The sequence below is a fragment of the Rhodobacter sp. JA431 genome (genome assembly GCF_900217725.1).
In the GTDB taxonomy this organism is placed as follows: Bacteria; Pseudomonadota; Alphaproteobacteria; order Rhodobacterales; family Rhodobacteraceae; genus Rhodobacter; species Rhodobacter aestuarii.
The window spans coordinates 267,535-288,601 of sequence record NZ_OBMP01000005.1 but is presented as its reverse complement, the minus strand read 5'-3'; the positions used below and the strand labels follow the sequence as shown (position 1 = coordinate 288,601).

At 62.5% G+C, this 21,067-nt stretch carries 29 protein-coding genes and 1 pseudogene; 2 read left to right on the top strand and 28 right to left on the bottom strand.

The window, feature by feature from the left end; genetic code table 11:
• The 5 genes and pseudogenes from CRO18_RS12600 to CRO18_RS12580 all read right to left on the bottom strand — a co-directional run.
• Positions 1-1,311 (bottom strand): annotated as a pseudogene (locus CRO18_RS12600) (hypothetical protein); the annotation flags it as partial.
• A 2-nt stretch (positions 1,312-1,313) separates the two neighbouring features.
• A complete protein-coding gene (locus CRO18_RS12595; RefSeq protein WP_170952661.1) occupies positions 1,314-1,745 on the bottom strand; it encodes a DUF6950 family protein in 432 nt (143 codons plus the stop codon).
• The gene (locus CRO18_RS12590; RefSeq protein WP_097082380.1) at positions 1,730-2,344 is read right to left on the bottom strand and encodes a hypothetical protein; all 615 of its coding nucleotides are present in this window, start codon (positions 2,342-2,344) and stop codon (positions 1,730-1,732) included. Before CRO18_RS12590 ends, CRO18_RS12595 begins: the two co-directional genes overlap by 16 nt.
• 1 nt (position 2,345) lies before the next feature.
• On the bottom strand, positions 2,346-2,975 hold the full coding sequence (locus CRO18_RS12585; RefSeq protein WP_097082379.1) for a hypothetical protein: 630 nt from the start codon (positions 2,973-2,975) through the stop codon (positions 2,346-2,348).
• Entirely contained in the window at positions 2,975-5,083 is a 2,109-nt protein-coding gene (locus tag CRO18_RS12580) for a hypothetical protein (RefSeq protein WP_143128645.1), read from the bottom strand. The genes CRO18_RS12585 and CRO18_RS12580 overlap by 1 nt, the downstream gene beginning before the upstream one ends.
• Before the next feature lie 167 nt (positions 5,084-5,250).
• On the opposite strand from CRO18_RS12580, the gene CRO18_RS12575 reads away from it, so the two are divergent.
• On the top strand, positions 5,251-5,544 hold the full coding sequence (locus tag CRO18_RS12575; RefSeq protein ID WP_143128644.1) for a hypothetical protein: 294 nt from the start codon (positions 5,251-5,253) through the stop codon (positions 5,542-5,544).
• On the opposite strand, the gene CRO18_RS18860 is transcribed toward CRO18_RS12575, so the two are convergent.
• From CRO18_RS18860 to CRO18_RS18855, 22 genes are all read right to left on the bottom strand, one after another.
• Positions 5,538-5,684 (bottom strand): hypothetical protein, encoded by a 147-nt coding sequence (locus CRO18_RS18860; RefSeq protein WP_170952660.1) that lies wholly within the window; start codon positions 5,682-5,684, stop codon positions 5,538-5,540. The genes CRO18_RS12575 and CRO18_RS18860 overlap by 7 nt on opposite strands.
• Before the next feature lie 128 nt (positions 5,685-5,812).
• Entirely contained in the window at positions 5,813-6,145 is a 333-nt protein-coding gene (locus CRO18_RS12570; protein ID WP_143128643.1) for a hypothetical protein, read from the bottom strand.
• A gap of 10 nt (positions 6,146-6,155) precedes the next feature.
• A complete protein-coding gene (locus CRO18_RS12565; protein ID WP_097082375.1) occupies positions 6,156-6,614 on the bottom strand; it encodes a phage tail tube protein in 459 nt (152 codons plus the stop codon).
• Complete coding sequence (locus CRO18_RS12560) at positions 6,614-6,997, bottom strand: DUF3168 domain-containing protein (protein ID WP_097082374.1); 384 nt, start codon at positions 6,995-6,997, stop codon at positions 6,614-6,616. Before CRO18_RS12560 ends, CRO18_RS12565 begins: the two co-directional genes overlap by 1 nt.
• Complete coding sequence (locus tag CRO18_RS12555) at positions 6,997-7,494, bottom strand: HK97-gp10 family putative phage morphogenesis protein (protein ID WP_097082395.1); 498 nt, start codon at positions 7,492-7,494, stop codon at positions 6,997-6,999. The genes CRO18_RS12560 and CRO18_RS12555 overlap by 1 nt, the downstream gene beginning before the upstream one ends.
• A 14-nt stretch (positions 7,495-7,508) precedes the next feature.
• Positions 7,509-7,856 (bottom strand): phage head closure protein, encoded by a 348-nt coding sequence (locus CRO18_RS12550; protein WP_097082373.1) that lies wholly within the window; start codon positions 7,854-7,856, stop codon positions 7,509-7,511.
• Positions 7,857-7,858: 2 nt separating this feature from the next.
• Positions 7,859-8,446 (bottom strand): hypothetical protein, encoded by a 588-nt coding sequence (locus tag CRO18_RS12545; RefSeq protein ID WP_097082372.1) that lies wholly within the window; start codon positions 8,444-8,446, stop codon positions 7,859-7,861.
• A 10-nt stretch (positions 8,447-8,456) separates the two neighbouring features.
• The gene (locus CRO18_RS12540) at positions 8,457-8,924 is read right to left on the bottom strand and encodes a hypothetical protein (RefSeq protein ID WP_097082371.1); all 468 of its coding nucleotides are present in this window, start codon (positions 8,922-8,924) and stop codon (positions 8,457-8,459) included.
• Between the two features lie 68 nt (positions 8,925-8,992).
• Positions 8,993-10,306, bottom strand: a complete 1,314-nt coding sequence (locus CRO18_RS12535; RefSeq protein ID WP_097082370.1) for a phage major capsid protein — start codon at positions 10,304-10,306, stop codon at positions 8,993-8,995.
• Between the two features lie 104 nt (positions 10,307-10,410).
• Entirely contained in the window at positions 10,411-11,322 is a 912-nt protein-coding gene (locus tag CRO18_RS12530) for a S49 family peptidase (protein ID WP_097082369.1), read from the bottom strand.
• Positions 11,323-11,328: 6 nt separating this feature from the next.
• On the bottom strand, positions 11,329-12,606 hold the full coding sequence (locus CRO18_RS12525; RefSeq protein ID WP_097082368.1) for a phage portal protein: 1,278 nt from the start codon (positions 12,604-12,606) through the stop codon (positions 11,329-11,331).
• A complete protein-coding gene (locus tag CRO18_RS12520) occupies positions 12,603-14,276 on the bottom strand; it encodes a terminase large subunit (RefSeq protein ID WP_097082367.1) in 1,674 nt (557 codons plus the stop codon). Before CRO18_RS12520 ends, CRO18_RS12525 begins: the two co-directional genes overlap by 4 nt.
• Positions 14,260-14,661, bottom strand: a complete 402-nt coding sequence (locus tag CRO18_RS12515; protein WP_170952659.1) for a phage terminase small subunit P27 family — start codon at positions 14,659-14,661, stop codon at positions 14,260-14,262. Before CRO18_RS12515 ends, CRO18_RS12520 begins: the two co-directional genes overlap by 17 nt.
• A 159-nt stretch (positions 14,662-14,820) precedes the next feature.
• Positions 14,821-15,153 carry an HNH endonuclease signature motif containing protein gene (locus CRO18_RS12510; RefSeq protein ID WP_249276063.1) on the bottom strand — a complete coding sequence of 111 codons (333 nt, stop codon included), beginning with the start codon at positions 15,151-15,153 and terminating at the stop codon, positions 14,821-14,823.
• 139 nt (positions 15,154-15,292) lie between these two features.
• The gene (locus tag CRO18_RS12505; protein ID WP_143128642.1) at positions 15,293-16,210 is read right to left on the bottom strand and encodes a hypothetical protein; all 918 of its coding nucleotides are present in this window, start codon (positions 16,208-16,210) and stop codon (positions 15,293-15,295) included.
• Positions 16,207-16,785: a hypothetical protein gene (locus CRO18_RS12500; protein WP_097082363.1), complete on the bottom strand. Its 579-nt coding sequence runs from the start codon at positions 16,783-16,785 to the stop codon at positions 16,207-16,209. The genes CRO18_RS12505 and CRO18_RS12500 overlap by 4 nt, the downstream gene beginning before the upstream one ends.
• Positions 16,786-16,961: 176 nt before the next feature.
• Complete coding sequence (locus tag CRO18_RS12495; protein WP_097082362.1) at positions 16,962-17,612, bottom strand: hypothetical protein; 651 nt, start codon at positions 17,610-17,612, stop codon at positions 16,962-16,964.
• A complete protein-coding gene (locus tag CRO18_RS12490) occupies positions 17,596-18,276 on the bottom strand; it encodes a hypothetical protein (protein WP_097082361.1) in 681 nt (226 codons plus the stop codon). Before CRO18_RS12490 ends, CRO18_RS12495 begins: the two co-directional genes overlap by 17 nt.
• Positions 18,276-18,638 carry a hypothetical protein gene (locus CRO18_RS12485; protein ID WP_143128641.1) on the bottom strand — a complete coding sequence of 121 codons (363 nt, stop codon included), beginning with the start codon at positions 18,636-18,638 and terminating at the stop codon, positions 18,276-18,278. The genes CRO18_RS12490 and CRO18_RS12485 overlap by 1 nt, the downstream gene beginning before the upstream one ends.
• A complete protein-coding gene (locus CRO18_RS12480) occupies positions 18,638-19,357 on the bottom strand; it encodes a hypothetical protein (RefSeq protein WP_097082359.1) in 720 nt (239 codons plus the stop codon). Before CRO18_RS12480 ends, CRO18_RS12485 begins: the two co-directional genes overlap by 1 nt.
• Positions 19,354-19,848 carry a hypothetical protein gene (locus tag CRO18_RS12475; protein WP_097082358.1) on the bottom strand — a complete coding sequence of 165 codons (495 nt, stop codon included), beginning with the start codon at positions 19,846-19,848 and terminating at the stop codon, positions 19,354-19,356. Before CRO18_RS12475 ends, CRO18_RS12480 begins: the two co-directional genes overlap by 4 nt.
• Positions 19,849-19,988: 140 nt before the next feature.
• The gene (locus CRO18_RS18855) at positions 19,989-20,192 is read right to left on the bottom strand and encodes a hypothetical protein (RefSeq protein WP_170952658.1); all 204 of its coding nucleotides are present in this window, start codon (positions 20,190-20,192) and stop codon (positions 19,989-19,991) included.
• An 87-nt stretch (positions 20,193-20,279) separates the two neighbouring features.
• Here CRO18_RS18855 and CRO18_RS18850 point away from each other — a divergent pair, with 87 nt between their 5' ends.
• Entirely contained in the window at positions 20,280-20,615 is a 336-nt protein-coding gene (locus CRO18_RS18850) for a helix-turn-helix transcriptional regulator (protein ID WP_170952657.1), read from the top strand.
• 166 nt (positions 20,616-20,781) lie between these two features.
• On the opposite strand, the gene CRO18_RS18635 is transcribed toward CRO18_RS18850, so the two are convergent.
• Positions 20,782-20,994 (bottom strand): hypothetical protein, encoded by a 213-nt coding sequence (locus CRO18_RS18635; RefSeq protein WP_143128640.1) that lies wholly within the window; start codon positions 20,992-20,994, stop codon positions 20,782-20,784.
• Positions 20,995-21,067: the final 73 nt, after the last annotated feature.

The window sequence follows — 21,067 nt, the reverse complement described above, 5'->3', positions numbered from 1 at the left end:
GAAGGGGCGCGTGCTTTGCCCCGCGGTGATGACGATATCCTCATCCGTGATTGCCAAAATCGCCGCCCCGGGCAGATCGACCAAGGGCTTCAGCATCCCGCCCACCTCGGCAAAGCGCATATTGGCCGCGCGCCCGATCTCTTCGAGCACCCCCAGCGGTTCCATATCGACCGTGATCTCGGCCCCAACCCGATAGGCGGGCTCGGTGCCGCCATCTTCGCGCGCCACCGCCGCATCGCAAGCCGCCATCGCCGCCGCCCATTCGGCAAAGGGCAGCCGCCAAGGCGCCAGATTGCGCCCGCCGAAGATCCATTCGGACCCATAATAAATGCCGCGCGCGATGTTATAGGCGATCACCGCCGCATTGCGCGTGGGCGCATAGGTGGACCGATTCCCCCAGCGATGCGCGCCAGTTCCCCCCGCCGTGCTGTCAAGGCGCGGGTCATAAAGCGGCAGCGGCGCAAGCTCCCACAAAAAGGCGGGGTAAGAGCCGCGGCTGTCATCGTCATAGCGCGTCACCACCACGGCATAAGATTTGCCCGTGCCAATGTGATCTTCGGTCCAAGGATACTCCGGGTCAGATCCAAAGAGATGCACCAAGAACGGATCGGCCGCGCTTTGCGTGCCGTCATAAAACCGCAGGCAAATCCGGTTGCCGGGCGCGTAAAAGCCAAATTCGCTCGTGTAGCCATCGTCGGCCGCGTTCGTAAGCCAGCGCCCGACATAGATGAACTGCGCCGTGTCGGTATCGGGCGCAGGCCCCTCAGGCCCCGGCCCGCCCGCCAATTCTCCCACCGAGCCCGGATCGAGAGCGACCCAGGCCCCGTAAGTGACCTCCCCAGTCTGGTTGTTTGTCACCTTGGACCGCTTGCGCACCGGCAGCCAGGCATGGCCGGTCGCGTCATCCCATGCGCCCGGCTCATCATCGACCCAGAGCCCGGCCAGATCCTGCGGCAGGCAAGAGACCTCGATCACCTCGGCGATGAAGCGCGTGTCCTTGCCCCAGTTCGCGATATATTTGCGTTTGCCGCCGGTGGCATAATCGCCCAGCACAAAGCCAAGCGGCTTGTCATCGCCAAGCTGCACCTCGAAGGTGACATCGATCTCTTGGCGCGGCGTCTTCATCAGCGCCTTTTGCAGCGCGCCCGCCAAGAGATTGAGGCCAAGCCCGACGGTGATCTGCGCCAAAGCCGCCGAGGCCGTAAACGCCCCAAAAACATGGACCGCAAGCCAACCGGTCACCACATCCGCGCGGGCCGGACCGGCCCCGAACGCGATCAGCGCCGTGGAGAGAAAGAGGATCTTCCGCATCGTCAGCCGACCCTGAAGGCTCGCGTGGCGGCCGCGCGCTCGCGCACGCCAAGCCCCGTTTCCGTCAGCACCAAAAGCGTGCCGCCATTCACCACCGCCAGCGCGCCGATCGGGCCTTCCTCAATGAGGGCAATATCGCCCAGCTGCGCCGCGGAGGGATGGATTTCGGGCAGCAGATCGGCCACGGCATCGCCCAGGCAGGTATAGCCCGCCCGGCGCAGCGCCAAAGCCGCCCCCGCCGCCGTGCGATAGCCGCCCCAATCGCCACGCAGATCAACCCCGGTGATCGCCTCAACGACGCCCGCGGCAAGCCCAAGGGCGCAATCGCGCTGCCCCCAGGCAAAGGGTTCCGCCCGGTGGCGCTCGATCTCGGCCGACATCCGCGCGCGCCATCCGCGCGGGCGGGTCAGGTGCTGGGTCAGGTTTTGTACCATTGAATCGTCCTTGCCCCGATGAGCGCCGCCGCCTCGCAAAACCGATCCGTCGCCGCGCGCCGCTTTTGATGCGCGTCAGAAGATTTTGCAGGCGAGCTCATGCCAAGCTGCGTCATGATTTCTGAGCGGATGGAGAGCGCGATCCCGCCCTCGCCGCCCGCCGCCGGCGTCGAGATCGGGCCATCATCGACAATCCCCACCCATTGCAATTGCGGTGCCGAGGTAAAAGCCCCGCCCGTCATCGTCGTCGCGTGGATCTCGACATAGGCGAGCCGCAGATCGAGACCCTGCACCAATTCCCGCACCGGATCGGCAATGGCGCTCAGCGCCACCGAGACCGCATTGTCCGTTAGGTCCGCGACATAGCGCAGCCCCTCGACGGTGAGACCGCAGCCGCCGATATAATCGCGCCGCTGCGCCGCCCCGCCCGGATGGGCCACCTCGATCGAGATCTCTTCGGCCCCCGACCAAAGCCCGATCGGCACCGCCGCGCCGGTCTCTCGATCGCGCCCAACGATCCAGACAAAATGCACCGGCGCAATCCCGGCCTCGGGCGCCGCCGCAAGGCTCGCCGCAAAAGACGCATCGAGGAATTGCATCTCAGACCTTTTGCAAAAGCGTGAGGCTCGCGCCTTGGCTGTACTTGCCCGGCATGGCGGAAAACCCGGTATAGTCTTCGACCATGGCTTTGAAATATGGCCGGTCCATTTCCACGGCAGCCCCGACCGAGACACCGAAGGGCACATAGGGATAGACCGAGAGTTCCGCCAAATCGCCCGCGGCATCGGCCACGCCTTCCTCGGCGAAGGTTGCGAACCAAACCCGGTCAGTACCATGCGCAACGCTAAGTCGGTCTCCAATCGACACCGGATAGCCCGGAGGCAAACCGGAAAGCCCGATCGCTGTGCGGTCGGACGAGACCGAGGCAACCGTAACATTGCCGCCAACCCGCCCATAGCATGCGGACATATAAGCGGGGTCAGCCCAGAGGAAGGTTTTTGCCATGCCATCGAGCGCGAGAATTTTCGCATCAACCGCACGCGCCTCAGCCCATGACCGTGCGACAAGCGGCACCGTTGCAGTCCAGATCGGCGGGGCAAGCTGGGTTGACCAAACCTGCCCGCGCGCCGTGCCCGAGGTTTCGTCAAAGCGGCGCAAGGTCAGCGGGATTTGTGCCGCCTTGATGTGATCGCTCAAGAAGTCGAGCGCGTAAGGGAAGGAAAGGGCCATCAGTAACGCTTCCGGCTGTTCATGCTGTATTGCTGGATCTTCGTTGGCAGCGCCTTGTCCTGCGCGGCGGCCATCTGCCCCATCTCGGCGCGCACGGTCGCCATGATGCGCCCATCATCGCTTAGGGTGAGTTCGGACGCGGTCTGCACGATCTGGCTCGCGCCCTGATTCATCATCCGTTTCGACACGTCATGCGGGATGATCCGCGTCCCGCTCGGCAGATCGACAATCTCACCGCCGCGCTCGTTGATCTGCGTAAGCCCGCCGCGCCAGTTGCTTGTCCCATTGGCATTTGCCCCAATGCCGAACGCCGAGAGAATGCCGCCAAGGATGCCACCACCGCCGCCGGAAAACAGCTTCTCAAAGGCCGAGTTCATGACCATCTCAGCGAGCTTTGCGATGATCTGGCCAAGCATCTGCTTGAAGCTGATGGCCCCGGTCACGAACGAGGAAAACGCGCTGGTGATCGATTGCTTCCAGCTTTCCGTGGCGTCCTGAAGGCGCTGCATCGCATCACGCTGCTGCACAAGCGCCGCGATCTGCTGACCGCTCGTAGATGCCGCCGAGACGCCAGCCTCTTTCAGCTTGTCAAAGATATTCTTGTCCGTTTCAGAGGCGAACATCGTCGCTCGCAGCCGGGCGATATCCTCATTGAGACTTTTGACCACGCGCTGCAAATCAGAGAGCCTCCCGGCAGCGCCCCCACCACCGCCTGCGCCGCCCGTGCCGCCGCCGTTGTTAAGCGTGGTCAGTTCATCGTTGGTGGTGGCCACAGCTTCGGCGAGTTTTTTGGCGGCGGCGCCAGCCTCATCGAGGCCAGCGGAGAGCCGTGAACGCGCGATTGCACCCATCGCCCCAGCCGCAATTCCTGCAGCCTCCGCAGAATCGCGCATGCTGTCCCAGCTACTTCCGGCACTTTCAGCCGCCGACGCGAGCTTGCTTGCCACGCCATCGAATCCAGCGCTCAAAGCGGATTGTGACATCGACACAAGGAAGCGGAACCATGCCCCCTGCATATCCGCAACGAGGCCAAAGAAGCTCGACCTTATCTGCGCCCACACAGCAGAAAGCCCCGCCGGCACTGCACCTGCCGCCGTGACCATGCCGCGCCAAACGCCGGAGGCAACCTCCCCAAGCAGCTTCATCGCATTGCCAAAACCACCAGCTGCGGTCACCAGCGCCATGAATTTGCCGACAAGGTATCCGGCTCCGACGACAAGCGCCCCAATGCCAGTGGCAATCAGCGCCCCCTTGAGAAACCCCATCGCGAGAGAGAGGCCCTTTGTCGCAACGCTCGCCATCGCAGCCGCGCGGGTTTGCGCCCCAAGCGCCATTTCAAGCGCAATGGATTGACTCACCGCCTGCGCCATCGCCCGCACGGCAGAGACACCAAGCGCGATTGCGTAGCGCCCGGCAAAGATCGTCGCTACTACCGCAGCGGTCCCGGCAAGCGTCTGCATCACGGTCATAATGGTGTCGGCATGTGTTCGGAAGGCTGTGGCAAGTGCAGTGACGGCGCCAGCGGCGGCCACTAGGGCAGGCACAACCTGCGCGCCGATGGTATTGCGCACACCGCCCCAAGCCATCCGCATTTCCGCTAAAGCTGCAGCGCCTCGCAGCATGGACGCTTTGGTTTTGTCGTCCATGATTGCGCCAACACGTTCTGCCATGTCGCCATATTGCTTCATGCCCTCGCCGCCATTGCGCAGAAGCGGCAGGAGCCCAGAGGCCTCATCAGCTACGGCTTCCATGTAATAGATCAGCTCGGCCTGTGACAGGCTCGCCTTTTCAAGCGATGAGACGTAAAGCTGCAGCGCATCTGCACCGGAAAGGCCGCGAAACTGCGCCGCGGTCACACCGACTTTGGGCGCAATCTTCTCGAAGAAGTCTGCCATCTCGCCGCCGCCGGTTTGGAGGAAATCGCCGACGCGATCATTGGTGTCTTTCAGGATATCGCTGAGCTTGTCCTGCTCGATGCCAACGCTTCGCGCACCAGCCGCCCACCGCTGAAACTGCTCTGCAGGAGTATTGGCTAGCGTCGAAAGACGCTGGATTTCAAGGCCCGCATTGATCGCGCCCACCCCCATCGCCGTGAAAGCCGTGGCCATGGAAGAGGCTGCGCTCGCCGCAATTTTGCCAGCACGGGCCGCAAATGATGCAAGCGAGCCCTGCGACGTTTTGAGGCCACGCGAGAACTGCGCGCTGTTAAGCCCGAGGTTGACCCGCAGGGCTCCGATCACAGAGGATGCCATTGATTTACCTTCGAGGGTCTAAGATGAAATTTATGCTGACCATTGCCGCTGTCTGCGCCACAGCAAGCCCGGCGCTATCAGGCCCGGCAGATGATTATTCCACCCGCGAAGGGTGCATGCGGGCACTCGCGGTGGCGATGCCGCTCACGTCAAAGAGCGATGCGCCAATTCGCAGAGAAGAAGAGCGGTTAAGGGCTGCTCCACCGGAGGTGTCAGAAGAAGCGGCGCGCGTCATTGATGCGCTAAAAGCACGGGATGCCGCCACGCTCGCATGGGCAAACGCGATCATGGATATGTGTGCAGCCTATCCTCAGTGACGCGCCAGCGCCCGGTCGATATTATCCCATGCCTCATGGAAGCGCTTCGCCCGCTCGCGCGGGTCCACCTTTACGCCGACGAACTTCTCAAGCGGAATGACCTGCTTCAGGTGCGGTAGCATCGCCCCGAACCAGACCATTTCACGCTCGCGCTGCAGGCGCTTCTCCGCGCCCTCAAGCTCAAGGCTGGTAAGGCGCGGAGTGATCTCCCAAAATCGGGCCGGGTCAAACCCGGCGCCGATGTAGATGACATAGATTTCGCCGAGGCCTACGCCGCCGCCTCGCCCCCGTTTCCCACGGAAACCTCGGCATCGGGGAAGGCCGCCTTGACGACGCGACCGATCAACTCAGGATCAGACGAAACGAAATCGTCGGCCAGATCATAGGCCTCATCTTTCCCCATCTTTTCGCCCTTGATCAGCGATTCACCGATGATCGCAATCATCAAGGCGAATGGGATCGCGTTGCCCTTGATCTCAAGGCGGTCGAGGAAGTCTTCGCCATATTCGGCCTGTAGCTTCGCCATGACGCCCCAAGTAAGGCGCAGCGAGTAACTCTTGCCGCCAAATTGGTGACGGCAGGTTCCAGTAACATCAGCCATCAGTCACACCTCACGACAAAGCGCGCGGGTCAGGCGTAACCCGGTTGAAGATCTTCATCGAGAGCGAGGCCATGCGCTTATCACCCACGCTCGATTGCGGGGTCCAGCTGTTGACGTAGCCGCGATAGGTGCGGCGGATGCCAGCGACGACGAATTCCACATAGACCTCTTCCCACGTCCCGGCCTCGGTCAAGCCTGCGAGCGTTTCGAGCAGGACTTGGCTTGCATGTTCCGGCCAATACTGCAGGTCTTGCGACCAATCCGCGACCGAAAGCAGGCCGGGAATGGTTTCGCGCGAACGGCCCGGCGACTGCATGTGCGTCACCTCGATATCGTCCGGCGCCCGTTCCGGCACGCTCAATTCCTCGACCCCGAGGATTTGTGTGAACGTGGTGGTGGCATCGACCGTGCGGCCAATCCACAATTCGTCCTGATAGCCAATATCGGCTTGGGAAGCGGCTTCGACCATCAGCTGGCCCTCCATGATGTGAGAAAGTCGAGAGTGATGCGCTCGGGCAGATTGACCGAGGCTTGCTCAAGGCCAGAGCGCTGGCCGTCGAGTTTGATCAGGCGGAACGCGCCGCCGCGATAGCATTGCAGCAGATCAATGACCGCACCGGCGACGCCACGCGCCTCGCCATAGTTGAGACCGAAAACATCGACCTGCACGCGCCCCTGCCATAGGTTCGTCGGCCCTTGCTGGGTCACCACGTTATCGTTGCCGATCAGGGTGAGCATGATCGAGGGAAGAGGCTGCCCGTCCACTGACAGGCCCCAGTTGATGCGCCCGGCAGGAACAAGATCAGCGAGCGCGGCGTCGCCGCGCAGAAGCGCCAGGAAATCGTTTTCCATTAGTTCTCCCAACCGCTCCGCTTGGCGTTCCGCAAGATTGCCCGCTGGATGCCATCCCAGAGGATCGGCTTGAGCCGCTCGATTGTCGGCTTCGCTTCGGCGTCAAAGGCCGGGCGCATGAAGGGCTGCGGCGCAGTGCCGGGATGCTTCGACCCCGCGAACTTCCCGCCATTGATGTGTGGCGAAGTGCCAAACTCAACGAGGTGACCGTGACGCCCCCCGGCACCAAGGCGATAGGATGGGCCAAGATAAAGCTCGATGGCGTCCCGTTCTTCAGCAGTCAGCGCGCGCTTGAATTTCTTCTGACGGCCATTCAGTAGCGATCCGAACTTGATAGATGCGCGCAGCTTTCCCTTGCGCACTGGGGCGAGGGCTTGAGCCTTTTCTTTCATCGGCTTTGCGGCCTTGCGCATAGCAGCCCGTAGAACTGGTTTTCCTTGGCTTTTCGCAAGGTTGTCGAGGGCCTTCTCAAGCTCGGCAAGTCCCTGAATGTTCATCCGAACCGTGTTACTCATGGCTCAACCTCGCAAAGCATCTCAATCAGGCCCCGCCCATCACCCACAGCGGAGACGCTGCGGATATTCCAAACCTGCCCGCGTGCAATGACGCGGTTTGCAGCGGTGATAGCGCGCGCGCTTGGCGTTGCGCGTACCGTAACCATTGCCGTGCGGCTCGCCTCGATCCGGCCCGCCGCAACACGTTCTTTGCCAGGCGTTTCCTGCACATCGGCCCAAAGCTTCATTGGCTCGCCGGGCGTGACCTCCAAATCCGCCCAGCCGATGATGACTTTGCTGTAGCCATCATCTCCTTCGATGGCACGCTGGACGGTGATGCGTGTGTTTAGGCTTAGACGCGCCATGCTTAAGCCCTCGCAAACACGCGCGGGCGCTTATAGATGCCCGACCGGATTAGGGCCCGCGCCCCAAAGGAAAGGCGCAGATCCCCCGAACTACCTTCTGACCCAACGGAAATTCCCGCATCATACCATTCGCGGGCCACGAGCTTGATCGCCTGCGTCAAGGTCAAGATCGACGGGTCACCATCAGCCGCGCCAACGGTTGCCGTAACAGTGATCTCGATCTGGCCAGCCAAATAGGGGAAAACCCCCAACTCAAAATCGATCTGCGGCTCATCATGCGCGAAGCGCAGGCGAAAACTTTCCGCCCCAAGATCAACCGCCCCATCGCCAACGTCATAGCTGATCTTGGAAATCGCACCGACCGGCGCGCAGGGAAACCACCACCGCGAAACCGGGCCGGGCAATTGCGCCGAGATCTCGACCTCGCGCGCGCCAAGCGGGCGGTTCGTCGCGCGCTCAACCACGGCCTGCGCTGCCGCAAGATAGGCCATCAGCGTGGTGTCATCTTCCGCCTCATCAAGCTGGGCATGCGTTGCCTGCTTGAAGTCATCCACGCCAACAATCGCCGGAACAGCCCCAATCACCCGCATGATGCGCCCCTTAGACCGTCACGCCCTGCACGGGCGGCGCACCGTCTTCGGCGTCGTCATCGGGCTCGATCGCAAGAGGCTCATCATTCGCGGCAGCCTCGGCCTCAGCCGCCTCTTCTGCGGCATCATCTTCGGCAACGTCTTGCTCCGCCTCGATCTCTGGCTCAACTTCCGACGCGGCCTCAGCGCTCTTATTGGCATTGAGGATTGCTTTCCCCTCCGCCACCAGCCGCGCCGCGATCAATGGCGCAAAGCCTGCCACATCGCCCGCATTGTAAGGCGGTGCCCCGCGCAGGAAGGTCACCGAAACGCGCTTTTCCTCGGACTCGACCACGGCCTTTGTTTTCGAAGCCTTGAACGCCTCCGCAATTCCATCGGCGATCATGGCCTTGGCGGCAGAGGCTTCAAAGCCTGCCACATCGCCCACATTGTAAGGCGCAGCCGCCTTGATAAATTTCACGGTCACCAGCTTCGCCATATCGGCACCTTTCGCTCAAAAGGGGGGCGGCGCAGCTATCACCGCGCCGCCAGATCACCACTCAGCGCTTAGAGCGCCCAGCCGACGCCCTGCAGACCGGCAAGGGCGACATCATGCTCGGGCGCGAAATCGTGCTCGGAAATGGCACGCATCAGCGTCTGATCATTGGCAAAGGCCGATTGCATCGTCCCGGACGCATCGAGGTAAGCCGCGTCCGTCGATTGCGCGATCCGCAGCACACCGCTTTCGCCGATCATCAGGTAGCTGAAATCGGCGAACATCACTTCGGTCTCATCCGAGTTGGTGCCCAAGTTGTTCGGCAACTGCGTCGTCGTGTAGATCGGGAAGCCCATCAACTCTTCTTTGTCATCGATCGACGGATACATCTTGTTGCCGTTGGCATCCTTGAGCGCCGCAAGGAAGTTCTTGGCGCCGGGGCGCATCACCCAGCCCGGCTTGACCATCAAGACGTTGGAATCCTCGACAAGCGAGACCAGCTTGCGCAGTTTCTGATCGATGACCAGCACATCAGTGCCCGCAACAGAGCCGATCCAGTTCCCCGCGGGGATGTAGCTGCGCATGCCTTTCGGCGTGTCGTTCGTGCCGTCGCCGCGCAAGAAGGCCAGATCTTCGCGCGCCCCCATGACTTTGAGCAGATCATCGCGCACCAGCATCCCCATCTGGATCGAGGAATAGGCCAACAGCGAGTTGGAAATCGGCACAATCGCGCGAAGCTTCTTGAAGCTTTGATCCACCGAATCGAAGGCCGGGGCGCTGGCCAGAGGTGCAACGTTCTCTCCCCCATAGCCAGCGCTCGCACTGGCGGCCTGCCGCGCTTTGCGCAGTTGGCCCGCAGGCATCGGCACCACCTTGACGCCAGCACGGCGCACCACCACGCGCGGGCGCAGCATCTCGATCAGGTCAGACGCCAGCGGGCGCGGCACGGTGACACCGCCCGCAGTGGAATCGGTCGCATTAAGCGCCGCCGCAACTTGGCTAAAACCCGCTTTGTCGAGCTGCGCCACCGCACGGGACACGTCGCCCTTGTGGGCGGCAAGCGCACCAACAATCAGACCGACCTCAACCCCCTTATGCTCCGGGTCTTTCGGAACAGCCGACGCCAACGGGGCCTGGTTCGAGCCAGCATCACCGGGCACGGCCGCCGCAGCCTGCGCAGATTCAACCGCCTCGGCCCGTTTCACCTGCTTATCCACGGCCTCGAAGTCGGCCTGCGCCGTGGCGAATTCCGCTTCGGCCCCGCTGATCGCTTCGGTATTGGGCGTGTCGGCAGCTTCAAGCGCGGCCAGCGCCTCGGCCTTCTCACCCATTTTGTCCGCCGCAGCCTTACGCGCGCGGCGCAGATCGTCGATGCTCTTCGCCATCGTATTTCCTTTCAGATCAAACGCTGTGCAACCCGCGCGCACAGCCACAATTCCCGCGCACGCCATTGCGCGCAGGTCACACCGCCAACCCGGTCAGTGAGATTTCAGAGTTGGGCCCGCGCCCGCGCCACAGCCGCCCGCGCCATCGCGCCGCGCGCACCACCGGTGCGCCGGGGTGCCGGGGTATGTTCCCCGATCACCCGCGCGTAGAAGTCTGCCCGCGTTTCGACCTTATCGGCCAAACCGCGCGCCACCGCCTCGGCACCATCGAAGACAGCGCCGCCATCGGCAGGATCATCCGTCACCGAAAGCTGCGCGGCCAATCCCTCAAGCGCGATACCGCGCCCTTCGGACACCGCCGCATGAAACCGCGCTTCACTTTCATCAAGGCCGCGCCGAATCTCGGCCTTGCCTTCCTCGGTCGAAGGGTCGGGCCATTTCGCCCGCGCATGGCTTGAGGTGAATTCGAAGATCTGCATGCCGCTGGATGCCCCGGGCGCAAGATAGGCCGAGGTTGTCAGAGCAACCCCAATCGATCCCACTGCGGCGCCGGGTGTCATCACCACTTCGCGCGCCTGAGACGCCAACCAATACCCGGCAGAGGCGGCAAGCGGGGCCGCAAGCGCATAGACCGGCTTCACAGCCGCCAAGGCCTTAATCGCCGCCGCAGCTTCCTCGACCCCAAGCGTGTAGCCACCAGGCGTGTCGAATTCGAGAACCGCCGCCGAAACAGCATCATCTCCCGCCAATTCCGCGCAGGCTTCAGAAATGCCGCGATAGGTGGCCCAGCCAAAATAGCGCTCTAGCACAACCGAATTCGGCGTCAGCAGCCCGCGCACCGGCATCACCGCCACACCGCGCTCAATCGCGTAGCGCGACCCGTCGCCAGCTGCGGCCACCTGCGCCCCAGCCGCGGCTTCCGGCCACCCCATTGCCAAGAAGTCGGCCGCATGCTCTTCGCACAAAGCCACCATTGCAGCGCTCGACAAGAGCACCTCTTGAACCGTCTTGCCCATCTGCCCTTAGTCTCCGTTGCCCTGTGCGCCGCTCTCTTTGCGGGTCATGTTCGCGGGCGGATAAAGCTTTTCGCCGCCCTCGATTGTATCGAGGCCTTCGATCTCACGTCCCTCATTTGGCGTCAGGATCGGCCCGCCCACGGCTTTGGTGATCGCCTCATAGCGTTCTTTCGTGGTCGCCATCAGCAGCGCGTCATATTCGTGCCGCAGAAACAGGCCAGCTTGACGCTCGCCCGAGGTCAAAAGCCCTTGCCCGATCCCAGTTTCAAGGAACTTGCCCCAATGGGTGAGGCATTCGGCCTTGTAATCGATCGCCTGCTGCTCGCCGTTCGCCTTCACGCCATGCTCAAGCATTTGCAGCTTTGTAGGCGGCACCCGGTAAAGCGCCGCGATCTGCTCGCGGTCAAACTTCTGGCTCGACAGCAGTTCCAGATCAGAGGCCGAAAGACCGAGCGGCTTGATTTCATCGCTCTGCCCAATGATCAGCACGCTATCATCGGCATCCTCTGCCATCGCCGCCTTGAGCCGCGCGCGGGACCGCTGCCACTGTTCCTCATCGCCGCCGAAGTCTTCAAGTTTCGCAACCGCCTTGAAGCCCTTGCCCCCCGCCAGCCGCGCCGCTGCCTCTTGCCGGGCAAGCGCGATCCCCATCGTTTCTGCTGCAACCTCGATCGGGCTACGTCCGGTCCAACCGTCTTCAGCCATATAACGAAGGTGCGCCATCACGCGGCCAGACACGCGGCGCCGAACCTCTGCCCCGTCTTCGAATTCGTAGAACCGATCACGCCCGACGCGCAAAACCTCGCAGCGGTCAGGCCGGATTGCCTCAACCAGCACTAGCTCGCCCGCACCATCGCGCGGCGCGAAGGCAAAAGACCTGCCTCGCAGCGTGAACGCGTAGCCCATCGCAAAGCGCATCACATGCGCCGGCACACCGGGGGAGGCCTCAGAGTTCAAGAGGTGGTCAATCGGATGCTCGCGCACCCGCACCTCGCGCCCATTGGCGTTGCGCTGATAAAGCGCCAAGGGCAGCTTTGCCAAATCGCCCGCAATCACGGAACACGCGGCCACCACGGTGGCATGCTTTTGCGCCAGCTCGGGCGTGACGCGAGGCAGGCTGCGGACCCGGCTCGACCCCAAAGCGCCGAAATCCTGCCAGCCTGCCTCAAAGGCTGGCGACAAGGCCCCCGCACTGGCCACTGTCGCCGCCACAAGCGGGGGCTCGATGCGCGTCGTTTCCGACTGCGCGGCCCGCCCACGGCCAAAGATCCCCCGCAAGCTCATAGTGTTTCGATGCCTCGCCCCTGTTTGCGTTTGCGTTCGCCCGCTGTCGCACGGCCAACCGCCATGATCATGGCCACCGCCGCGTCGATCCGCCCGGTCGAGCGTTTCTTGTTCGGCTTGATATTCTCAGCCGGATCTTCATCGCGATGCACGTTACCCACCTGCCAGCCCAGAACCGGGTTGCCGCCATGGCGCAGCTTGTTCTGGGCAACCAGTTCTTCAACCCGCTTCATCGGGTTCGACATGCTGGCAAAGCCCTGCCGATGCTCGACCATTGGCAACCGTTTCTTGGCCAGACGATCGGCCATGTATTTCATGCCCCAAGGGTCATAGGCGATTTCTTGCACCGCGAACTTCTTCGCGATCCAGCCGATCCGTGCCTCGATCTGCGCCTCATCAATGGCGCCGCCCTTGTGGACCTCAAGCCAGCCCTGATCGCGCCAGCCCACATATTCGCGCTTTTCCTTCTGCGCCCGCACGATGAAGCCCTTCGGCCCGGCAGGCAGAAACGTATAGGCGATCAGGTAGATCAGCCCATCCACAGGCACCGCCACCACGATGGCCGTGGTATCGACCTTGTTCGAAAGGTCCACGCCCACCCAAGCATCGCGCCCGTACAGCATGCGCGCATCAAACGGTTCGGACGCCGCGCCTTGGTCCCAGACCTCGCGCGCGATCCACATCTGCTCGCCCTCGGTCCACAGGTTGCAGTGGAACCGCTTGAAGTTCGGCAAAGTCGCCTGAATGGACGCAGCCTTTGACGCTGCCGCTTGCATCGCATCGAGCGGCTTTGAAACGCCCAAGTTTGGGTTGCCCATTGGCCAAAATGCCGGGTCGAACGGGTCACAATCGGCAGGCGGTTCCGCAACGAAACCGAAAAAGGAATCGTCCGTAATCGCGCCGCGCAACACGTTTTCGGCATAGCCGCGCAATTCGCCGCACAGCGAATGGCGGTCATGGCCAGCCGTGGTGATCACCCAATCAATCGGCTGCGCCCGTGCGATCATCGACTCGACAATCGTTTCAGCCAGTTCCCGATCGGTCCAGCGGTGCATCTCATCGCGCGCAAGGAAGCTCGGGTTGATCCCGTCGCTCGAATCCCCGTCACGCGACAAGCATTTGATCACCCCATCGACGCGCGGCGTGGTGATCTCATGGCGCATCGACTGCATCAGCTTGCCCAGAAAGGGCGAGCGCTTCACGATCCGGCCAACCTCCTTGAACAGAAGCCCGGCCTGATCGCGCGTCGTGGCGGCGCAAAACCCCTGCGGCGATGCCTCGCCATCAAGAAGTTGTGTGAACAGCATTGGCACGGCGGTGTCAGTCGTCTTGCCGTTCTTCTTACCGACCTGATGGTAGGTTGACCGGAACCGGCGCAGTCCGGTGCCCTCGCGCTTCCACCCGAACACCGATCCGTGCCGGAATACTTGCCACGGCTGCAGTTCAAGCGGCTTTCCAGCCATTGGCCCGACCGTGTGCTGCAAGAGCTGCGCGAAGTTGATCACGCGGTCTGCTGCCGCGCAATCGAAGTATAACCCACGTTCAGCCCCAGTTTTCAGATCCCGCAGGTGCCGCTCACAGGCCAGCCGCACCAACTCCCCTGCAACAATCCGTCCCTCGATCACATCCGTCGCATAGCGCGACACCGGATGATCAAGCGGATTTTCCATTCACCGCACGCATCAAGTCTTCGAAGAGATCGCCCTGATTGGCATTCCCGAGCCGCTTTTCATCGACAGGTGACAAGCCAAAGAGCGCGCCGAGCCGGATCATGCTTTCCAGCGTTGACTTGCGCAGATGTACCTCTGGGCGTGTGCGCTTCTGGTTGCCGTTGCGTCCTTGGCCGGTTTCGTAGGTGACGCCGTGCGCGCCGATGTCTTTTGTCATCGCGATGTAAACCGCGACCTCTTCGCAATAGCTCGCGAACAGTTCGTGGAAGTGCGGTTCAAGCCGCTTAAGCTTCACCAGCTGCGGCGCCAAACGCGCCCACACGTCGCGCGCATCCGGGCTCATGAAATCAAGCGGCGGCGGGACCGCCTCATCGTCGCCCTTCATCGGAGTGACGACACTCAGCTTGCCCTTTGCTCCGCGCATATTTCGCCCTCGCTCTTACCCTCCATCAAGTGGGTTTTTCATCCCAATTCAGCGCCCGCGAAAAGAAAGGTACACACGCCGGTGCAGGGGGGCCGGGGCTGGTTTTCAGACACCCCCCGGTCACCCCTTGCTGTGCCAGACCTCTCGCGCCGTCTTGCGCGAGTGGCACCGCTTGCACAGCGGTTGCCAATTGCTCTTGTCCCAGAACTTTCGCGGATCACCCATGTGCCGCTCGATGTGGTCGACCTCTGTCGCGGCCTCGACCACACCAAGTTCACCGCAATCCGCGCAGAGCGGGTGCGCCTTTAAGAACGCCGCCGCCGCCTTCTTCCATCGCGGATCACTGTAAATCCCATGCCACAGCGCCGCATCGGCACTGCGCGCATGGTTCGCCTTGCGCTGCTTATCGCGCGCCAGATGCTCAGCACAGCGCGACCCACCGGGCAGCGCCATCTCTTCGCATCCCGGTGCAGAGCAAAGCTTTCTTACCGCCATGCTGACACCGCAAATGCAAAATGCCCGCAAGGCTTATTCAGCCTTCGGGCATAGTGCGTGATTATGGTTAAAGAGATACCCATTCGCGATTTAACGGTCAAGCCCAAATCCGCATGCGCTCAAGCGCCGCCGCCAGCGCCACCCGCACCGCCTCAATGTTCTGCCCGCTCTTGGCCCAGCCGTTTGCCACCAGCACCTCGCCCAAGCTCATGCCCATGACGCACACGCCATCAACCAACACCCGGTCCGAGATCCCGCGCGCAAGCCCATCGCTGCCAGCCTCAACCCGCTTTGACGGACGCACCCGCCGCACTGAAAGCGCCGCCTCATCCCCAATCGCCGCACGCAACCGGCGCAGCTTCGCCGAGGCTTGCGAATACCGCTCGATCCATACTGCCTCGCCACCACCAGCGCCGCCACCGACACGCCCCTCAAGGCTCGACAGCTTCACACCACCCGCAGAGACAAATTCCACCAACGCTGCATAAGCGCGGCCCGCCGACACTTGACCAGGCGAGAACGGAACCTCACGCCCTGCGCGCAAGGCCGCGCGCTCCATCTTGTCGAAGAGATCGGCCCGGCGCACCGCATCACGCCCGCGAAAGCCTACCGCCTCGGCCTGCCAATCCGCCTCACCCTTCGGCACCATCGCCTCGGGCTGAAAGCGCATCGAGGCCCCGCGCGCAGGCGCCGCCACAATCTCAGGCCCGCAGCTGGCGGGCGCAGCCGCCCGCGCCATCACATAGGCTTGGGAAAGCGATTGCATCCGACCAAGGCCAAGCACCACATCAACCGCACCAGCCTCATCGCGCTGGAAGAGATCACGCCGCGCCACCAGCCGCTGCGCCAAGGCCCAGTCAAGCACCATGACCCAAGACTGTACCAACGCGCAGTCCTTCTCCGAAAGCGCCGCCACCATGTCGCGATCCGCCGCCCCGGCAAGCTTCATCACCGCGACGTAAAGCACCACCTTCGCAGGCAGCATCCGCGCGCCGCGCCGCACCACCATGCTCATGCCGCACACCCCGCTTCGCCCGTGCCGGCATCGCCATCTGCCACCATCGCCTCGGCCATCGCCAGATCGGCGTGATAGCGCTCAAGCCATTCGGTATCCTCGCGCCGCAGCGACGTGCCGCCATCCAGCATCCGGCGCAGCCCCTCGCGCCGCCGCGCATTGTCAGCCGCCTCATCACGCAACTTCGACAGCATGTAGCGACCAGGCGGCGGGCCGAGCCGCTTCGCCATCCGCATCAACTCGACCAAATAGCCGCCATCGCGCGCCGCACGCCCCATCGCCGAGCGCATCAGCGAACCGACATAATCGCTCTCATTCGGCGGCGGCACCTGCAGCCCAAAGCCCCAGCTCAACAGCAAAGCCGTTTCCGGCCACACCCCGCGCGCTTGCTTCAAAGCCAGTTCACACAAGCCGCGCAGGTTTTCTTCGCTCATATACGCCAATTTGCGCGCAATCTTCGCCGCCTCGCGATCCTGCGCTTCTGCCGTTACACCGCGCCGCCGCTTGAGCCCGGCCATCGGCTCCAACAGCACGGCGCGCACACGCGCCTCGCTGCGTCCCTGTTCCTGCCCCATCAGCCTTCCCTCTTCTCTGCACCCTTGCGACTTGTCCACAGTTGGCCCGGTCTCTTCTGTTGCCGGACGTGTTGTTTCTTTTGTTATTCTTTTCTTTCTTTTCTTATTGGGGGTAACTGTTACCCACGTGGCGTAACGTTCCGGAACAGTTACGAACTGTTACGGTAACAGAACCATCAGACGAGCCGCGGCCCCTCGATCCAGCGCTCGCGCACGGCCAACATCATCACCCGCTCATAAGCATCGACCCGGCGCTGACCGGACACATTGTCCAAAAGCCAACGGTCCATCCGCTCGATCAAAACCTGATCGCGCACCAAATCTTCGCTTGCCCCAAGCGCGCGCAACCCATCGCGCAGCCGCTTGAGCCGCATTGCCACCGCCTTCGCATCGGAAGCCCGCTCGCGCTCTTCGCGCCGCTCCAACACCTGCGAAATCACCTCGCACACGACCGGATGCGCCAACCGCACCTCGGACCCGCAGCGCACCCGAAACCAGCCCCGCAGCGGCCCAAAATCCTGCGCCCGCAACGCCTGCCAATGCACAAGATCAATCCGCAAAAGCCGCGAAAGCTGCACATCATCATCGGGCAGCGTGCCGGTGGGGAACTGCACCTGCGCAATATCAAACAGCGTGCGGGCCACGCCCTGCACCTCATAGCTGGCGCGTAGGTGCATCACCGAGTTGAGCCAGCGCCCAAAGTGCCAGGGCACGAAGAAATGCCCCTCAAGCCGCAACTCGCCAAATTCATATTCCGGCAGGCTCGCCAGATCGACCGCCACCAGCCGCTTGCCACCGGCTTCTGCCGCCTCACGCCGCTCGTGCATGCGCACCTCCCATGTCCCGTTCTGCCGCGCGCAACCGCGCCTGCACCGCCTGCGCGCTGCGCCGCATTCCCTCGGCCATTGCCGCCTCACGGATGCGCGCAATCATCGCCGCCGATTTCTTGCCATAGGCATTGCTGATGTAGGCGGGCCCAAACCCCAGCGCGCAGCTCGCCGCCGCCATGCTGGGCCACCGCATGCCAAAAATCTCGAAAGGCTTGGCCCCGGCGCCGCCTTGGCGGGGCATGCCGAGCCGATCAAGCCGCCCTGCGTGCAAAGCCTGATAAATCGCTCCCGGCGTGACCCCGAAGGCCCGCGCCGCCGCGTGCGCATTCTTGAACCGCTTGCCGCGTATAGAAATCGGCATCGCCGAAGCCCCGCGACCAACGCCAATCCGGTCCAGCGTTCCAGCCCGCGCCGCCTGCGCCACATATTCAGCCGAGACCCCAAACGCCTCAGCCGCCGCCCGCGTGCTCGGGAAAGCGCGCCCCCGGATCACCAGATCCTCGCGCGCCTTGTTCCGCCCCAAGCTGTCCAATTTGCCATCGCGCCGCGCCTTCATCACCGATGCGCGCGTGACGTTGAACCGCGCCGCAACGGCATCCGCATCGGCAAAGACCTCGCCGCGCACCGTGATCGGCCCAATGATTTCTCGCCGCCGCCCCATCAAAATGCCCTCGCCAGCAAACTGTCCACGTCGCTCAACTCGGGTGGAATCGAAATCCCGGCATAGGCTTGCGCCATCGCCGCCCAAGGCGCGCAGTCGAACCGATCAAGGAAATGCAAAAGCCGCAGGCTCGGCACCGCCAAAAGCACCAATTTGCCCGCCTCGGGTTCCACCTGCACCAACCGGATCAACCCCGCATAATCGCAAAGCCGGTCAATCGCCTCGATCTCGCCATCGCCAAACCCATCGAGTGCGGCGCGGATCAAATCGAGAAAAGCGACCATGCGCTCCGTCTCAATTCGCAACCCCATGCGCGCTTGACCGCTTGGCCCATCGATCAGCATCGGAACAAAACCCGCCATCACACACCACTGCCGATATGGTCCAGCCCCAAGACGCCCTGCGCAGGATCTTGGAAATCCTTGTAAAGCCGCTGCCGCACCCAGCAGTTCGGCCCCATTGGCAGGCGGTTGATGTCCCACACAAACCAACTGTTGCGCTGCGGCGGCGCGCCACCGCCACGAAAGTCGATCTTCCAGCAGCACAGATATTCGATTGAGGGCGGATGATCGTACAGAAGGCTATCAAACCCATTTATTCGCGCCGCTGGCCAATCCGCGTTCAGCAGAAGCGCAACATAGCTGGCGCCGCACTGCATCGCGTGCCGCAACCACCGGCCATGCCCATTGGAAGCGTTAATCTGATTGTACGGCGGATTGGTGATCTGAATGGGCGCGCGCGCCTCTTCCACATCAAAGAAGCTGCGCAACTCAACGCCCGGCCAGCCCCGGTCAACCACATCATTGCCGACAACCTCAAACCCGAACTCTGCAAGCACCTCGGCAATATGCCCGGCACCAACAGCCGTTTCCCAAACGCGGCGGCCATGCGCCCGGATATGGGAAAGCTCCGCCGCAACAAACGGGCGGGTCGCATCCTTTGGCGTTGGGTCAAAGTCCAGCGGGTCGCGAACGTCTTTCGGCCTCGGCATCTGCGCAAAATCAGCAAGCGCCGCCTGCCGCGCATCCCGCTTTGGTTTCATCGCCTGAAAGAGCGGCTTGACCGAGGCAGCGCCCGTCATTTGCTGCCACCCCCGCACTCAAGCGCCCCGCGATCAAGCGCGAGCGGCTCCAACAGCTCGATCAGCCGCGCAGCGATGGGGCGCATCTGCGCGGCCTCGCGATGATCCACATAGCCATCTGCCACTGCCATCGAGATCTGCGTCACCAGCTCGCCAAGCGAGGCCGCAACGCGCAAATGCTCCGGATCACCCGGGTTGACCTCGTGCGCCGCTTGGTTGCATGCCGCCAGAATATCGCTGGTGAAAGACGGCCCTAGCACCGAGCAGATCGACAGGAACGCATGCAGCGGCGGCGTGACGCCCTGCACATAGCTTTCCAGTGTGCGCGTCGGGATACGGGTAGCATCAGAGAGGGCGTCGAAAGAGTAGCGCTTGCCGCGACCGACACGAAGCCGCAGCGCATCCTCAAAGCGCCGCGCCGCGTCATCCTTCGCAATCGTCGCAGGCCGATGCCCCGCATCATCTTGCGAAATCACTGCGCCGTTCTTCATCTCAATTTCCCCTTGATAGTGTCATGCTGCGGGACATGTCGATTTACCCTGTGCCCCCAATTCGCTTTGCCGCCGCTGTGCCATTCGGCATGTTGCCCGCCATGGAACAGCACGCACCACATGCGCACACGCTCAGCGCTTCATTCGGCAGCCTCCCGGTTGGAGGACTGCTTGGCGATGTAATCCATCACCTTCCCAGCAATGTCGGTGGTGCAGTCGCCGCCGCTGATCAGCCGGGCGTAAAGCCTGCTGTTATTGACCGCCCGACCGGTGATGGTCGCCGGGGCAAGGCCCGTCTTGGCGGACAGATTATCAATCGCTGTGATGAGGTCTGTTCTGGTCATAGGTCAGATAGTGGACTTTTGTCCAGTCGAGCGCAAGGGACTTTTGTCCCGTGGCAGTCAGGTGGTCAAAAATCCTATACTGACCGCATGAGCAAGCGGTTCTACCATGCCTTTAAGGAAGCCTTGGACGCGGCAGGAATGTCGGTGGCCGAGGTGTGCCGTCGCGCAGGTGTATCCGTAAATCAGGTTAATAAAATGATGCAGCGTGGGTCGAAGGGCGAGGCTGTCTCAACAAACGTCGATGACGCGGTGAGGCTGGCAAATGCCCTCGGCCTCACGCTCGACGAACTTCTTGAAGACGCAACCGCTCACGCTCGATCCGAAGCCGCGACTCTATGGCGGCAATTTGACCGAGACGAGCGGGACTTGCTGCTAGCCGCAATACGCGGGATCGCCGTTCACTCCCGTGCGGAAGGCGAATAATTTCGCGCATCTCCGCACATAAACTCAGCCACTCATCGCCATGATTGGCCTCGGTCAAATTGTACATAGCGGCCCCCCAAACCTACCCGAAAGAACAGGTTTAGGTAGGCGCACCACTCAGTTCAGGTCAAGCGTGCCGCCGTCGACGTTTTTCTATGTCGCTGATTTAACTGGCGGATTTCGCCACCCGCAGCCCCGCCTTTTGCAGGCAAAGCCGCGCCGTGGACCGTGAGCACCCGGCTACCCTCGCCACTGCACTTACCGAATCCGCGCCGCCATCCCGGTAGGCCAGGACGGTATGCGCCACCAGCAAAGAGCCGTGCTCCGCCAGTAATCTATTGAGAATTGCGAGCTGCTGTCTGTTTGTCAGTTCAATCATGGCTACCCCGTGCCCCCGAGGTAACTGATCGCCCGATTTCGTTAAAATTGGCGAAAGTCGCCATGGCGATTTT